This is a genomic window from Ignavibacteria bacterium (genome assembly GCA_013177855.1).
Lineage (GTDB): Bacteria > Bacteroidota > Ignavibacteria > Ch128b > Ch128b > Ch128b.
The window spans coordinates 541,728-559,165 of record JABLYA010000001.1; the positions used below are offsets into that span (position 1 = coordinate 541,728).

Below are 17,438 nucleotides of genomic sequence, written 5' to 3' on the forward strand. Positions count from 1 at the left end.
AATTCAAAGAGATTAAAAAGAGTTTTGAGAACAATGCTTTATAAATTAGAAAGAGTTCAAATAATAAATTTTGATATCAAAACAGTCTGGAAATATTTTTCCAATCCAGTAAATCTTAACGATATCACTCCGCCTGATATGAGTTTTGAAATTCTAACATCAAACCTTCCTGATGAAATTTATCCTGGCTTAATTATACAATACAAAGTTTCACCATTTGCTGGAATTTCAACCAATTGGGTTACAGAAATTAAACATGTAATTCCTGAAAAACTTTTTGTTGACGAACAAATTTTTGGTCCATACAAATTCTGGCACCATCTGCATCTTTTTGAGGAAATTGATTCTACTAAAGTAAAAATGACCGATAAAGTTTATTACAAATTACCAGCGGGTGTAATCGGGAAATTTGTTCATCAAATTATTATCAAAAAAAGATTAAATGAAATTTTTGATTACCGTTACAAGAAAATTGATGAGATGTTTAATTATCGATGAAAAAGTTCGTTTACATTTTATTAAGTTTTATTCTAATCAATTGTTCAAACAAAAGTGATAAAATAGAAATCGAATTCTGGACACTTCAGCTAAGTCCCGCTTTTAATGATTATTTCCACGAATTAATTTCAAACTACGAAATAAGACATCCAAACATCAAAATTAAATGGGTTGACATTCCTTACGATGCAGCAATTCAAAAACTTCTTTCAGCAATTATTGCTGGCAATCCACCTGATGTAGTTAATTTATCGTCCGATTTTTTATCAAAATTTGAAGGAATAAATGCACTTATAGATTTAAAGACACTTTATCCTGCTGACACATTTAAAATTTATCTTCATAATGCATTAGAAAATTGTATAATCAACGACAAAATAATTGCCCTGCCCTGGTATTTGAATACTTACATTTTAATTTATAATAAAAAACTTATCAGCGAAGCAGGTTTTAATGAAAAAGATTTACCGAAAAACTTTGATGAACTAATCAATTTCATAAAAGAATATAAAAGGCGAACCGGTAAATTTTCTTTCTTCTGGAATATTGGGAAAGATAGTTACCTTCCAATTATGCTTGAGTCAGAAGGTATTCAAATGTTAGATGATCAAATGAAAAAAGCTTTATTTAATTCTGCGGAAGGAATTGAGTTAATTTCAAAATGGGTTGAACTTTATAAAAATGGATTTTTACCAAGAGAAACCATTATTGCCCCTGGTTCAAAGATAATTGAACCATACCAATCTGGTGATGTAGCTATGGTGTTCACTGGACCTGTTTTTATTCGTCGTATTAAAGAAAATTCACCAGAAATTTATAGAAATACTGGAGTAAGTTCAGTCATAACTGGCAAAAATGGAACACATGAACTCGCAGCAATGTCAGTTTCGGTTTTGGCATCGAGCAAACATAAGAAAGAAGCAGCTGATTTTATTTTTTATTTAACCAATGCAGAGAATCAATTGAAATTTAGCAAGCTTACAATAACATTTCCATCGATTAATGAAGCCTTAAAAGATTCATTTTTTGTGATTGATGATGGAACACTTAAATCTAAAGCTCGAAAAATTGGTGCGAAAGATTTAGAAAAAGCCCGTAGACTCAGAAAATATCTTCAACATCCAAAATTTGATCTACTAAGAGACATTTTTGATGAAGCAATTCAAGATGCCTGCCTTGGAAAAAAATCTGTCAAACAAGCCCTCGATGATGCTGCTAAAGAATGGAATAAAATTTTAAGCGAAGAATATTAAACTATTTGTTTTCAGAATAAATTTTGAAATTATTCAAAATAGATTGCCAGCCTAACTTTTGTTGTTCTATGGAATGTACATTCTCAGCTTCAAAAATTTCTGTGATAAGCGTGCCTTTTGGTGATTGATCAAAATTTATTTCAACAAGCCTTCCATCATCCAACCTGTATGAAAGGAATTTCCATAAAGCAACATTCACAAATGTTCCCGAGAAATCGAAACTATATTTACCATCTTTTGAAGCCATAGTGTAGCGAAATCTTCCTCCCGGTTTTAATTCATTTTCAGCAAATGGACAATGCCAGTCATCTGATGCGAAATTCCAATTCCGAATGTGAAGAGAATCTGTAAAATATTCCCAGACTTCTTCAACTGGTCTTCTTACGAATACTTCAATTTTAATTTTTTGTTTTTCACCTTCCATTAAAATGCTCAATCTATTTTCACAATTGATGAGGCATGAAAGTAATCATGGTGCAGGTGCCCTCTGATAACCACAATTTCTGCATCTTGAAATCCTGCAGGCAAATCTGAAGGTCCTACAACTTTATACAACTTCATATTTGAATCTTTAACATAAAAAACTGATTGGCCCTGCATTGCATCAACCTGTATTGGTTTATCTTTGGCCAAATAAACTCTAACATCAACATTCTTGTTATCATCAACACCAAGTTTCGAGAAATCTGATATTTCTTTTGATTCTGCAATAAATAAAACATAGACAATATAAAAAATGAATAAAAGGAAAATTGCAACAATGTATTTACTATATTTCATCAAAACACCTCTAATTTGTGAAAGCTGTAGTTAAATTAATATTAAAAGTCGTCCCAAAAAATTTTTCGGGACGACTGAGAAAAAATTCATTGCTAAAGAATTACGAATTTATCAATCAAGATTATTGAATTGGATTTCCATCACTATCAACAAAATAAATTTCACCATAGTTCAATTCACGAATTCCTTTTTCAATTTTTGATCGATCACCAACAACAACCCAGACAAGTTTATCAGGCTGAATAACTTTGTTTGTTGCTCGCTTTACATCATCAAGATTTAGCTGTTGAAGTTTTTGAGGATACTTCTGATAATAATCATCAGGCAAGTTGTATTTCACAATTGTAACGATAGAACCTAAAACTGATCTCATCGTTTCCCAGCTGCCTGGCAGTGCAAGGATTTCATTTTGTTTGTTCTTATTCAATTCTTCTTCTGTTGGTGGCTTTGTAGTTTTAATTTGCTCAAGTTCTTTTTTAATCTCGACCATTGATTCTTTTGTTTTATCAGTTTGAACCGAAGCATAAACGATAAATGGTCTTTGACCTCTTGCACCCATCAAAAATGAAGAAGCGCCATAAGACCAATGTTTATCTTCTCGAAGGTTCATATTAATTCTTGATGTGAATGCACCACCAAAAATTGTGTTCATCATTTCAATCGCAATATCATCGGGATCGCTGCTTGAAGGTGCAATGTGTCCAGCAAAAATTAGTGATTGCAACGAACCAGGTCGATCAAGAATATAAACAACTGATTTTTCTTTATGAGCAACTTCACTAATATTTTTTACTGGAACTGTTCCGGGTTTCCATCCATCAAAAAGTTTTTCAAGTTTTGGTAGAATTTCATCAAGTGTAATATCACCAACAATTACAAGAGTCGAATTATTTGGTTTAAACCAGGTTTGATGAAATTTAATTAAATCATCACGTGTAATTTTCTTAACAGATTCTTCGGTTCCTGATCCTGTCATTGGATTTCCATAAGCATGATTTTCCCCATAAAGAATTTTTGGGAAGACACGGAGAGCCATTGATGTAGGAGTAACTTTTTCTCTTTGGATAGCAGCGATTGTCTGAGCTTTCAATCGATTGAAATCTTCTTCTGGAAAAACTGGATTTAAGATTACATCTGCAAAGATGTCCAGACTTTCATCTAATTTATTTTTTAAGGCAGAAAGGGAAACATAAGAAACATCCAGATCGCTTCCACTTCCAAGCGATGCACCAAGTAAAGATAGTTCTTCACTTATTTGAAGTGCTGTCCTTTTCTTTGTTCCTTCATCAATCATCTCCATCGTTAATTTACTTGTGCCGGGCAATGCAAATTGATCAGCAGCATAACCAGCATCTACAACAAGATTGAAATTAACAACTGGTATTGAATGTCTTTCAGCAAGAACTACTTTCAATCCATTTTTTAATTGAGCTTTTTGCAATTCTGGGAATTTTATTTCAGGTGCTGGACCTTGTTCGGGAAGTTTTGATCTATCGACATCAGAAGGAATTGCCTTTAATTCTGGATAAGGATGAACTTCCAAAATGTAAACACCATCACTTAACCAATCTTGAGCAACATCTTTAAGATTTTTTGTTGTCGCATTTCTAACCCAGTTTAGAACCTTTTTATAATAATCCGGCGAACCGCCAAAAACCTGGTTTTGAGCAAGAATATCACTCTTACCGCCAAATCCGCCAATTCTTTCAATCCCTCTTATAAATGATGCTTCAAATTCTGTTTTAACTCTTTCGAGTTCTTTTTCAGTTGGTCCTTCTTTCAAAAATTTATTTAATTCATCGTCAAGTGACTCTTCAACTTTTTTCAGGTCAATTCCAGGCTTTGAGGTTGCAACAATCATAAATTGACTTCCAATTTCACCTGGCGATCCATAGACTTGAACGCTCGTACAAATCTGCTCATCGTAAACTAATCTCTTGTAAAGTCGTGAAGTTTTTCCACTTCCAAGAACATCACTTACTAAATCTAAGTAAGTCAATTCTTCAGTTCCCCATTGAGGGATATTCCACACTTTATAAATTCTTGCCTGCGGAACTCGATCCTGCATAATTTGTCGTTTGGTGCCTGACATTTTCGCAATCCAGACCTGATGCTTTGCAATTGGTGGCCCTGGTGGAATATCACCGAAATATTTTTTAACCTTTTCATAAACTTCCTGTGTATTTACATCTCCAGCAATAACAAGCACTGCATTATTTGGACCGTAATAAGTTTTAAACCATTCATGGACATCTTCAAGGGATGCCGCATTTAGATCTTCCATTGAACCGATAACTGTCCAACTATAAGGATGTCCAGCAGGATAAGTTCCTTTTGAAATTAACTCCCACACTTTTCCATAAGGTTGATTTTCACCCTGTCTTTTTTCGTTTTGAACAACTCCCCTTTGTTCATCAAGTTTTGCCTGGGTTACAGCTCCGAGTAAATGTCCCATTCTATCTGATTCCATCCAGAGAGCAATATCAAGAGCTGAAGTTGGAACATTTTGAAAATAATTGGTTCTGTCTTCATTAGTAGTTCCATTTAAATCCGTTGCACCGATTCTTTCCATAGCTTGAAAATAATCATCATCAAAATTTTCGCTTCCGTTAAACATCAAATGCTCGAATAAATGGGCAAAACCTGTTTTACCAGGTTTTTCATTTTTTGAACCGACATGATACCAAACATTAACTGCAACAATTGGTGCTTTGTGGTCTTCGTGAACAATTAAAGTTAATCCATTATCTAATACAAATTTGGTGTATGGGATATCAATGTTCAGCTGCATATCTTTACCCTTCTTTTGTCCATAAATATTAGATGTAAGAAGTAAAACCAAAATTATTGAAAGGATTATTTTTAGTTGTTTCATATTTAAACCTCATAATTGTTTTTGAATAGCTTATCATCTTTTTTAATTAAAATGATCATAAATCTGAGACTGAATCTACACCTTCAGGCATTGGAAGATAGAATCTTACGGAACGAATGGTTCCATCTTTCTTCACAACTCTCTCGACTCTCTTTTTGATTAATACGCTGTGTTCAATATGGACATCATCTTCAACAATGGTACCGAACAAATAACTTGTACCTTTGATCAAGACATTCTTTCCAATTCTTAATGGAAATTCATCACTTCCTGTCATATTTACACTTGATTCAATTCTTGAATTATCTCCAATAATGATATTTCCTTTAATAATATCTCCCCATAAAATTTCAACATTATCACCAATAATAAATTGCTGATGAGGGAAAGTTGAAAGTAAAGCATTTTCCCAGATCTTCACATTTTTCCCGAAGATTACATTTCCATCGACAAAGACATTTTTTTTCAATTCAACACCATAATTCAATTTTACATTCTTACCTATATGAACACCTTTGCCTATTTTAATATCAAGAGGAATACCTTTTTTATCCATTTCAAGAATTTGATCAATAACTTCATCGGCAATGAAGAAATCATCTGGATCGTCAATCTCAATTATGTCTTTTAATTTTTCATAAGCTTTTGACCGTGCAATTGATTCCATTTCTTTTAAAACGCTTTTCACATTGAAACCAAGAACAACGCTTTGATCTTCTGGAGAGACAGCTTTGACTTTCAGTCCATTTTGATTAAAAATTGAGATCAAATCAGTTATATAAATTTCACCTTGAACATTATCACTTGTAATTTTATTAATGTGCTCAATTAATGGTTGAAATTTAACCGCATAAACACCAGCATTGAATTCACTAATCTTTAGTAACTCTTCTTTTGTAAACGAATAAGTTTTCCCTTTATAAGAAACTTCATAAGGTTTATCATCTGATAGGTTTAGAATATCTTTTTGTTCTAAAATTTCAATTACACTTCCAAAATCTTCACCTGAGTCGTTGCCGAATTTATCTTTTTTTGGTACTCGAATAATTCTTCCATAATAATTTTTTTTGTAATCACCTTCATAAATTCCTGTCATAACAAGCATATCACAATTTAGATTTTGAAAATCATTACGGAATTTTTTTACAGTTTCTTTGTTAAGCAAACCCATATCGCCAGGAAAGATATAAACATCACCATTAAAATTGATTTTCTTTAATGGTTCAATACCAACCTTGACTGCATCACCTGTCCCGTTTTGAAATTGTTGAAATGCAAATGTAGTTTGAGTTCTTTTACCGATGGTATTAATTACATCCTCTGCTTTAATTCCTACGACCATTACAATATTAGGGTTTTCAAGTCCTTCGGCTGCTGCTTTATGAACACGAACTGCAGTTGGTTCGCCCCAAATTTTGTGAAGCATTTTGGAAATGTTTGATTTTATTCTCTTGCCATGCCCGGCAGCTAAGATGACCGCTGCTTCTTTAGTTTTTGGATTAAGATTATCGCTGAATTGATCAATTACTTCCTGAATTTCCACAAGTACTCTCCTTTATTAATTTTTTTCATTATTCAAATATATGAAGCCATTTAATTTAAGGGAAAGACTAATTATAGAAATCTTAACTCTGAAATTCGATTTGAAAGAAAATGACTCTCTTATTCAAATATATTAATGGATAAAATTTCACCACTTTAAGATTTCTTTTATAGCCAAACTTAAAAACCAAAAACAAGTAGTCTTAATGTCCAAAAATTAAACTTATCTCAAATTTATACACCTTAGGTTAAAGCAACTCCTAAAAATTGCATAAAAATCAAGGTTTTTAGCTGGCAATCATCTTGAAGATGTATATATATATATTAAAAAAGGGAGCCAAATATGAATAGAAATAATACATTCTTGTTTTTTAGCGCTTTACTGGTAGCGTTACTGACAATATTACAGATTAATTATGCTTTTGGTCAGGGCAAATTCCCAAATACACCACAAGATTATACCAGTATTGCCAGAGTTACTTCTACTGCAGAGGGTAAAAATCTCACATACAAAAATCCCTATACTGATTCTTTAATGACAACCTTTGCAGGAACATTTAATGGAACGCTCAACTCACAGAGCAGAAAATTTTATTGTATTGATCTACGACAATATTTAGTATACAATGAAGATTACTGGGATGAAGGAACAACATCATCTGAAGTCACTTACATTTTGAATAACTATTATCCTTTTAAAACTTCATATCCCGGAATGCTTTCAGACATAAATAGGGAAGCTGCGGCTGTTCAAGTTGCAATCTGGCATTTTACAGATGGAGTTGATGCAAATACAATTACAAATGACAACACAGTTAAAACAAGAGCACTCCAAATTATAAATGATGCTCAAAATAACCATAACAATGTAAAACCAATTAATACACTTTTAATTGTTTTAACATCAAATTCATATCCAGTCGGGACACCAGTCCAATTTTATGTCTTTGCGTATGATATCAATGGTGACCCTGTTCCAAATGCGGTAATTCACTTAAGTACCTCTGCTGGAAATTTAAGTGTTGATTCTGTGATTACAGATTCTGAAGGTAAAGGTGGACCAGTTACTTTAACATTCATGGGTGAAGGATCTGCCACTATTACAGCAACATCAATTGTTACAATTCCACAGGGTACAAGATATGTTCATAAGTTGAATCCAAATGGAAAACAGAAGCTTGTTCTAGCAACTCCAGCACTTGATACAAAACAAGTTCAGGACACAGTTAGCTGGTTCACTCCTCAAGTTTGTGACTTAACAGGTTACATCACTTATACTCAAGGCGGGTGGGGCAGCCCATCATCCAGTGTTCCAGGAAAATTACGGGATATGTATTTTTCAACTGTTTTTCCATTAGGACTTGTAGTTGGAAGTAATTATACATTAACTCTTACAAGTGCATCAGCTGTTAAAAACTTTCTGCCTCAAGGAGGAACTGCTGGTGCATTAAATCAAAATTATGTTGATCCGCTAACAACAAGTGCTGGTGTACTCGCTGGGCAAATTGTTGCCCTTAAATTAAATGTTAAATTTAATGAAGCGGGGTATCTTGGTTCCAATCCATTTTTATTAGGTGATTTAGTCATTAAATACGGCCCATTTGCTGGCTGGACAGTTAACCAATTTTTAGCATTTGCCGAGCAAGTTCTGGGTGGTGGATCACTTAATGGATTTACTTTTGATGATGTCAATTCAACTGCAACCGCAATTAATGAAAACTTTGATAATGGTAATGTTAACAATGGTTATCTCGATTGTCCCGAAAATGTCTATGGAAAAATTGGTGATTATGTCTGGTTCGATCTCGACGAAAATGGAATTCAAGACAATGGTGAAACTGGAATATCCAATGTCTCAGTTACACTTTTCACCTGTTCTGGGGATTCAATTACATCTGTTTACACAGATGAGTATGGTAAATATGAATTCCAAAATCTTTATCCAGGAAGTTATTATGTAAAATTCTATTTACCCGCTGGATATCAATTCACATCAAAAGACGCTGGAATGGATGATCAGTTAGATTCCGACGCTGATTTGTTAACTGGTATGACCGACTGCTTTACATTAAATCCAGGCGAAACCAACAATTCAGTTGATGCCGGAATGTTTTATCTGAAAGCATCAATTGGTGATTACGTCTGGTTCGATCTTAATGAAAACGGAATTCAAGATAATGGCGAAGCTGGAATCAAAGATGTGGTTGTAAAATTATTTGATTGCTCAGATAATTTAATTGCATCTACTACATCTGATTCTACTGGCTATTATCAATTCAGTAATTTACAACCAGGAAATTATTATGTTCAATTTTTTGCACCTGATACTCTTACATTTACTCTGGCAAATCAAGGTACAAATGATGAATTAGACTCCGACGCTGATGAAAATTCTGGTAAGACAAGTTGCTTCTCACTTTCTGCAGGTGAAAACAATTCCTCGATTGATGCTGGATTTATTTATAAAAAGAGCTCAATCGGTGATTTAGTCTGGAACGATCTTAATATGAATGGAATTCAAGACGAAGGTGAGCCTGGTCTCTCTGGAATTATTATTAAACTTTACGATTGCAATGGAACATACATTACTCAGACAACAACTGACTCATCAGGTAATTATTCATTTAGCGATTTATTACCTGGTCATTACAAAATTGAAGTTACATTACCTGATGGCTACCAATTCACATTGCAAAATCAGGGAAGTAATGAAGCTCTGGATTCAGATGTAAATCCTTCAAATGGACAAAGCGATTGTGTATATATCGGACCGAATACTAATTATACCGATCTCGATGCTGGAATTCATTTAATTCCACCTCCACCATTCTGCTCAATTGGCGATCGAGTATGGATGGATGCGAATAAAAATGGAATTCAAGATGCAAGTGAAGTTGGTGTGCCTAATATCGAAGTAAAATTATTTGATTGCAATGGTAATTATATCTCAAGTCAATTCACTGATAATGATGGCTATTACAAATTTGATAGTATTTATGCTGGCTCTTACAAATTAAAATTTGTAATCCCGTCATCATTAACATTTACATTAAAAGATCAAGGTTCAAACGATCTTTTAGATTCAGATGTTGATCCAGTAACTGGTGAAACTGTTTGTATAAATATTGATCCAAATAATTGTGGAGAAAATGATGTTAAATGGGACGCTGGTGTTTATCCAACTCCACCTGCTCCAACTTGTGTAATTGGTGATAAAGTATGGGAAGACCTGAACAAAAACGGAATTCAGGATTATGGTGAACCAGGTGTAGGATATGTCACAGTTAAATTGCTCAATTGCAATGGCGAAGTCCAGCAAACAACACAAACTGATGAAAATGGATATTATCATTTTACAAATGTTCTCGAAGGTAATTATAAACTTAGATTTGTTTTGCCTTCGGGTTACGCCTTCACAACAAAGGATGCCGGCTTCAATGATTTACTGGATTCTGATGTTGATCCAGTAACAGGTATGACAGAATGCTTCCCAATTGAACCTCCAAATTGTGACAGCAATTCAACAAAATGGGATGCTGGTATCTATAGATTAAAAGGATCAATCGGTGACTTCGTCTGGTTCGATGCAAATCAAAATGGAATTCAAGATAATGGTGAAACTGGCTTAGCAGGTATTACTGTAAAATTATATGATTGCAATGACAATTTAGTAAGCCAAACAACGACCAACTCTCAGGGTAAATACCTATTTACCGATCTTTTACCTGGAAATTATTACTTAAAATTCCTTGCCCCAACAGGGTATCTATTCACAATAAAAGATGCTGGCAATGATGATCAAAAAGATTCTGATGTTGATCCATTAACTGGAAAAACAATATGCTTTAATTTAAGTGCTGGTCAAAATGATTTAAGCTGGGATGCTGGTTTGAGTGAGTGTGTAATTGGTTATAAAGTTTGTGGACTTGTATTTAATGATGTAAACGGAAATGGATTACAGGATCCAGGCGAAGTAGGAATTGAAAATGTTGTCATTAAACTCTGGGGCACTTCGGCTAACTTAATAGCTCAAACTTTGACTGATGCTTCAGGTAAATTTGAATTTATCAATGTTCCATCTGGTGAATATCATGTTCAAGAAATTGATCCTGATGGTTATATATCTACAACTCCAAATTCGTACAATATATTTGTCACCAATTCTGATCTTTGCGGAATTAAATTCGGTGATAAAGTAAAGCCTGTTCCTGAACCTTGCAACTTAGCTTTGTACAAAACTTATACACAAGATCAATGGTGCTTAGAACCTGCAAAATCATTGCTCGAAAATAATTTCTCTACAGTTTTCTCGAGTGGAATGATAATCGGTGGTAATGGTGCACCATACAGCGCAACATTTACAAACGCTTTGGCAGTTAAAAATTTCTTACCGCAAATTGGACCTGTGGGTCAATTCACAACAAATTATACTAATCCAACAACTACTTCAGCTGGCTCATTTGCTGGAAATGTTGCTGCATTGATGCTAAATGTTGCATTCAACGATGCTGGACTTCTTGGTTCAACATCCACAACTAAATTCAAGAATCTTGTCGTAGCTTCTGGACCGATGAAAGATTATAAAGTATCTGAAGTCTTATTATTAGCCAATGTTGCACTTGGTGGTGGAACAACTCCATTCTCTGTCCAGGTTCTAAATGATGTAGTTTCAATGATTAATTACAACTTTGCATGTGATTGCAACTATGGTTTCTTGACCTGCCCGCCTCCTCCAGATACCTGCGGTGGTGGTTATGACGCTGGTGTAGAATCAAATGCTAATCTCGCTGATCTATTACTTAGAAGATTGACAAAGATTGAATATGGAATGACAACGAAGATTTTAAGAAATCCAAAGATTGCGTTCACTGCTTCAGCTGGATTATATGAATTACTACCTCAATATGGACCAATGGGTTCAATCGCAAAAGAGTCTACACCATTTGATATTCTTGGAATTTCCAATGCAACATCAGCTTATGCAGTTGATTACAATCTGCCGCTTGCTAAAGGTGAAGCAAGAGTCGCTGGTGTCTTTGCAACTACAACAAATCCACCTTACATCTATGAACATACAAAAGCTATATGCGATCGACTTGTCGATGCTGAATTAAGATCATTAACTCAAATTAAGATTGGTGAAAACTATTACTTTGCCTCTATGATAGATAAAGTTAATGAAGGTATAACTGATTATGAGATTCATTTCAGCGTATATGAAAAAGGAAATAAATTCATCGTTGACTCACGATGGTTGATTGAAGATTATCAGGTTCCGGCTGGCGTTACAAATATCTATAACTTCCAGGTCTGGGGAAGCAACTTCAAGAATGCGATGTTCCTTGTCAGTCAAATCATTGACCAATTCAAATTAAGAGGTGAAGTTGAATTCTTGAACCGTGCTCAATTGCCAGTCAATATGGTTTATGTTCAGAAAGGAAAATACTTGCACAATGGTTCTGTTGAAATGGTTGTTAAGAACGAAAATCAATTTGCAGATAATGTAACAGTGCTCGTCAGATCACGTGCAACTCAAGGCGGCGAAAGAATTGAGCAAGTTTATACATACACCTTATCACCAGGATTAAATTCAATTTCACTTAAGACTGGTATACTTAGTGACGCAAATGTTTATATCATCTCTTCTAATGGATTTAAAGATGAAGTCTTTGTAAGCGGTGGTGCTTACACATTCTTGAATGGACAAAATTCAACAGTCGATTACTTCGACACTAAATCTTATCCTGCTCAAGATTTGAAAAACTATCCAGAAGGTTCGCTTGTCCTCTCTGGTGGTGTAAGAATGCAAGGTAAATTAAATGATTGGGTAACTATTTTCAGATCATTAACTGCAAATACAGCCCCAGTTGATTTAAGTGATTATGAATCAATCAGATTTACCATCAACGGCAATGGTGTTGTATGGTTAAGACTTGAGCAAGACGGAATTCAAAACTTTAACTTCCATATGAAGAAGTTAGTCCTTGATGGAACAGAGAGAACTTACACAATTCCATTCAGTGAATTCGTTCAGAGAGAAGGTAATTCTGTTGCTCTTGATCCTTCCAGGATCAGAAAGATATCTCTGGTTTATGAAAAACGAGATAATATGAATCTCACTAATTATGATGTTGAAATTAAGAACATTGCATTCCTGAGCAAGAATGGTTCAAAGAGATCCGATGAACTTGAAATCCCAACTGAATACAAGTTAACGCAGAATTATCCGAACCCATTCAATCCATCAACAATGATTGAATTCTCAATCATTAAACCTGAATTTGTTAGCTTGAAAGTTTACAACATTCTTGGTCAGGAAGTCGCTACACTTGTTAATGAAGTAAAGAATCCTGGTACATATTCAGTCCGCTTTGATGCAAGTCATTTAAGTTCTGGTGTTTATATCTACAGATTACAAACTGAATCATTTACTGCGACTAAGAAGATGATCTTACAGAAGTAGTTTTCTAAATACGGTACTCTCCCTTCCTGCAGGCGTCCCTTAGGGGACGCTTTTTATTTTAAAATCAACTTCTCAAACAAACAAAGATTTTCTTAATTTAATCTTATTAAGAACTATTTTTGACAATATCTTATGTGTGGAATCTGTGGAGTAATCAGCTTTAATCATTCTGATGTCAGCGAATCAGTCCTCATTCAAATGCGGGATGAAATGAAACATCGAGGTCCCGATGCGGAGGGATTATTTATTAATAAATCAAAAAAAGTTGGATTTGGTTTTCGGCGACTTGCTATTATCGATCTCTCCCCTGCTGCAAATCAACCTATGTGTAATCAAGATCAATCAATCTGGATTGTTTTCAATGGGGAAATTTACAACCATCTTGAAGTCAGAAAAGAATTAGAAAAGCTCGGTTATAAGTATAAGACAAAAAGCGATACAGAAACTATCATCTACGCTTACGAACATTATGGGATTGATTTTATTCACAAATTAAATGGAATGTTTGCAATCGCAATCTGGGACGAAAAGAAAAAACTTTTTATTGCATATCGAGATAGAATTGGTAAAAAACCTTTTTATTACACATTTCAGAACGGACAATTCATATTTGCTTCAGAGATTAAATCTATTTTCAGACATCCATTAATCCGAAAAGATTTGAATTTAAATGCTCTGTCAAATTATCTAACATTTTTAATTCCTCCTGCTCCCGAAACAATGTTTGAAGGAATTAAAAAACTCCCTGCCGGGCATCGATTAATTCTTACTGAAAATGGGGAGTTGAAAATCGAAGAATATTATGATGTGTTGAATTCGAATAACGAAATCATCGAAAGTGATGAAGCAACCATTAAAGAAAACATAGTGCGTCTCTTACGGCAATCAATTAAAGATCGAATGATTAGCGATGTTCCGTTTGGTGTTTTTTTAAGCGGTGGAATTGACTCGTCAACCAATGTTGCGTTGATGGCTGAACTAATGGATCGACCTGTTGATACTTTTTCAGTTGGTTACAAAGATTTCAAAGAATACAATGAATTTAATTATGCAAGAAAAGTTGCGGAAATTTTCAAAACAAACCATCACGAAATTTTGATTGATGCTAAAGATGCACTTAATTTTTTCCCCGATCTGGTTTATCATCAGGACGAACCAATTGCCGATCCTGTGTGTATTCCACTTTATTTTGTTTCAAAACTTGCGAGGGAAAACGGAACAATTGTCGTCCAGGTTGGTGAAGGAAGTGATGAAGAGTTTGCAGGTTATCCTTGGATGTTAAGAGAACTCCGGTTAACAAAAATCAATGAACATTTTCTTAAATATTTTCCTACTCCTCTTAAAAATATTTTCTATTCGATAGCCCATCACTTATGGAATGAAGAAGGAAAATTGCTCGAATTAGATTACATCAGAAGAATAAAAGATAATCAATCAATTTACTGGGGCGGCGCAATTAATTTTACTAACGAGCATAAGAAACGTTTATTGTTTAAAGAATTGAACAATACTTATGATGTTTTAGATAAGATTTATAAAAATTATGGATCAAAAAGTAAGATAAATGATCTACTCAGAAAAATGATCTATCTTGAATTTAAGAACAGATTACCTGAACTGCTATTGATGCGAGTTGATAAAATGGCTATGGCAACTTCAGTTGAAGCAAGAGTTCCATTTCTTGACTATCGCCTGGTTGAATATTCATTCAAAATTGATTCAAAAATTAAAATCAAAAACTATATCACTAAATATATTTTGAAGAAGTCAGTTGAAGGAATAATTCCTCACGAAATAATTTATCGCAAAAAGCAAGGTTTCGCTGCACCAATGAATTTCTGGTTGAGGAATGAATTATCCGACTTTACGAGAAACTACTTGCTGAATTCTAACATTCACAAATTAAACTTATTTAATAAAGATTTTATAAAATTTTTACTTGATTCACCTTTATCGAATCGTTATGACTTTGTTCAAAATACCTGGAATCTTCTAAACCTTTTTATGTGGTATGATTACTGGTTCGAAGGAAGGTTAATTGGTTAATGGATTATTTATCTAAAATCAATCTTTTCAATCTCACTCGAACGGCAAAACAAACCATTGCTCTTTATCTTTCGCAAATAGGAGCAATGATCTTCGGCGTATTATTTACGATCATAAATACAAGACTTTTAACCAAAAGTGAATTTGGGACACTTAACTTTTACATTCAAGTTTTAACATTTATTGCCTTGATTTTTGAATTCGGTTATTACGCAGCAGGTTCTCGCCTGATTGCACTCGAAAAAGATTATAAGAAAGAGCGTGAATTAATCGGCGCACTTTATATAATCGGGACATTAATTTCCGTCGCTTATATAGTTCTACTATTCATCATTTCATTTTTTATTGATGATCTATTCAAATCAAATGTAAAATATTTAATTCTGATTGGATTGTTACCATCAATTGCATTCCCCTTTCAATTTCTAATTCAATTAATTTTTCAGGGAAGTAACGAAGTATTAAAACTATCTGTATACACTCTCCTTCCAAGATTACTCTACTTTGTTTTCATTGGTTTAGCTTATGCGCTGAGCTTTTTCAATTTAAAGATGACCGCTTTCTTTTATGTATTCTCTTTTTTTGTCGCAACAGCGATAACAATTCTGATCTCAAAACCTCAGTTCAAAAATTTCAAAATTCACCTCGAAGAAATCATAGAAGAAACTAAACGGTACGGATTTAAGGTTTACATTGGTCGGGTTGCAGGAATGATGGGTTATCAATCTAACGTATTATTGATTCAATATTTTGTTAGAGAGATAGAGGTAGCTAATTATTCTCTAATAAATTTCTTTACATCACCAATCTCGCTTTTTTCAAGATCATTATGCACTTCGTTATTTAAAGGATTTGCAAGTCAAAATGAAATTCCATCACGAGTATTTAAGATAAATTTAATCTGGCTGATTGGGGTTAGTATAATTTATCTGATAACAGGAAGCTTTGTTCTGGAGTTTTTGTTCTCAACAAAATATTCTGAAGCAATACCATTAATATTGCCAATGGTTGCGGCAAACTTTTTTATGGGGGCATATCAACCTTACAATTTTTTCTTAAGCGCAAAAGGAAAAGGAAATTATCTGAGAAATACTGCTTTGGTTCTTTCATTTAATACAATTGTCTTTAATCTTCTTTTAATTCCAATCTCAGGAGCGATGGGAGCTGCATTGGCAACTTTAATATCGATTTTCATCAATTTCGTTCAGCATCTGTATTATTATAAAAAAACAACTCAGGAGAATTCATAATGAATCAAGATCAAAAAACTGTTATCGAAAAGTTTACCAAACATCTTAATCCTGATGATGTTTTTGATGTTCGAGAAGACTGGCATTATATGTTCCAATCAAAATTCAAAGTAGATTACAGATTGATTTCGAAAATTCCAGATGGATTGAAAAATAAGAAAGTTTTAAATGTCGGGACATTTTTTCCAATTGATGAAATTTATTTTGCTTCAAGAGTGAAAGAGTTTTATTCAATAGATATTGCTCCTGAAATTATCAGAGTAGCTAACGAAATAGCTGATAAAGAAATACATCCGGATTTCAGAAATAAAATAAAAATTCAGGTAGCGGACGCCACCAATCTGCCATTCGAGAGTAATTATTTCGATGTCTCTTTCTCCTTTTCTACACTTGAACACATACCAGATGAAGAAAAACGAAATAAAGCTTTTCAAGAATTAGTTAGAGTTACGAAAACTGGCGGTTATGTAATAATTACTGTCCCAAACAAATTAAATATCGGTAAATATCTCAGAAGTCTACGAATGCAAAAAAATGGAACAAGCCCTTTTGGTTATGAGCACCATTATACTCCTAAACAACTAAAAAAAATTTTAATTCGTAATGGAGTTAAACCGATATTTTATTGCTCGAGCGCCGGTGATTTATCGGGAGTGTTTTTTAGGATCCACGATTTTATCGTTAGACCTTTTGGTCATCGAATGGGCTGGATTGGAATAAAAGAGTAGTTT

General features: G+C 33.8%; 10 protein-coding genes. 6 read left to right on the forward strand and 4 right to left on the reverse strand.

Translation table 11 applies throughout. The features are described 5' to 3' along the window. Positions 1 to 33: 33 nt before the first annotated feature. Together HPY57_02355 and HPY57_02360 are read left to right on the forward strand one after the other, a co-directional pair. Positions 34 to 498 (forward strand): SRPBCC family protein, encoded by a 465-nt coding sequence (locus HPY57_02355; protein NPV10618.1) that lies wholly within the window; start codon positions 34 to 36, stop codon positions 496 to 498. Then, a complete protein-coding gene (locus tag HPY57_02360; protein NPV10619.1) occupies positions 495 to 1,751 on the forward strand; it encodes a sugar ABC transporter substrate-binding protein in 1,257 nt (418 codons plus the stop codon). Before HPY57_02355 ends, HPY57_02360 begins: the two co-directional genes overlap by 4 nt. Position 1,752: 1 nt before the next feature. Here HPY57_02360 and HPY57_02365 read toward each other — a convergent pair whose 3' ends face one another. The 4 genes from HPY57_02365 to HPY57_02380 all read right to left on the reverse strand — a co-directional run bounded on the left by HPY57_02365 (position 1,753) and on the right by HPY57_02380 (position 6,949). Further along, the gene (locus HPY57_02365) at positions 1,753 to 2,175 is read right to left on the reverse strand and encodes a polyketide cyclase (protein NPV10620.1); all 423 of its coding nucleotides are present in this window, start codon (positions 2,173 to 2,175) and stop codon (positions 1,753 to 1,755) included. Positions 2,176 to 2,183: 8 nt separating this feature from the next. Next, positions 2,184 to 2,531 carry a hypothetical protein gene (locus HPY57_02370; protein ID NPV10621.1) on the reverse strand — a complete coding sequence of 116 codons (348 nt, stop codon included), beginning with the start codon at positions 2,529 to 2,531 and terminating at the stop codon, positions 2,184 to 2,186. A gap of 121 nt (positions 2,532 to 2,652) precedes the next feature. Then, entirely contained in the window at positions 2,653 to 5,406 is a 2,754-nt protein-coding gene (locus tag HPY57_02375; protein ID NPV10622.1) for an insulinase family protein, read from the reverse strand. Between the two features lie 55 nt (positions 5,407 to 5,461). Next, a complete protein-coding gene (locus tag HPY57_02380) occupies positions 5,462 to 6,949 on the reverse strand; it encodes an NTP transferase domain-containing protein (GenBank protein ID NPV10623.1) in 1,488 nt (495 codons plus the stop codon). 342 nt (positions 6,950 to 7,291) lie between these two features. On the opposite strand from HPY57_02380, the gene HPY57_02385 reads away from it, so the two are divergent. The 4 genes from HPY57_02385 (at position 7,292) to HPY57_02400 (ending at position 17,435) form a co-directional block, all read left to right on the forward strand. Beyond that, complete coding sequence (locus HPY57_02385) at positions 7,292 to 13,411, forward strand: T9SS type A sorting domain-containing protein (GenBank protein NPV10624.1); 6,120 nt, start codon at positions 7,292 to 7,294, stop codon at positions 13,409 to 13,411. A gap of 132 nt (positions 13,412 to 13,543) precedes the next feature. Next, entirely contained in the window at positions 13,544 to 15,457 is a 1,914-nt protein-coding gene (gene asnB / locus HPY57_02390; protein ID NPV10625.1) for an asparagine synthase (glutamine-hydrolyzing), read from the forward strand. Next, a complete protein-coding gene (locus HPY57_02395; protein ID NPV10626.1) occupies positions 15,457 to 16,707 on the forward strand; it encodes an oligosaccharide flippase family protein in 1,251 nt (416 codons plus the stop codon). Before asnB ends, HPY57_02395 begins: the two co-directional genes overlap by 1 nt. Then, complete coding sequence (locus HPY57_02400) at positions 16,707 to 17,435, forward strand: class I SAM-dependent methyltransferase (protein ID NPV10627.1); 729 nt, start codon at positions 16,707 to 16,709, stop codon at positions 17,433 to 17,435. Before HPY57_02395 ends, HPY57_02400 begins: the two co-directional genes overlap by 1 nt. The last annotated feature ends 3 nt before the right edge of the window (positions 17,436 to 17,438 follow it).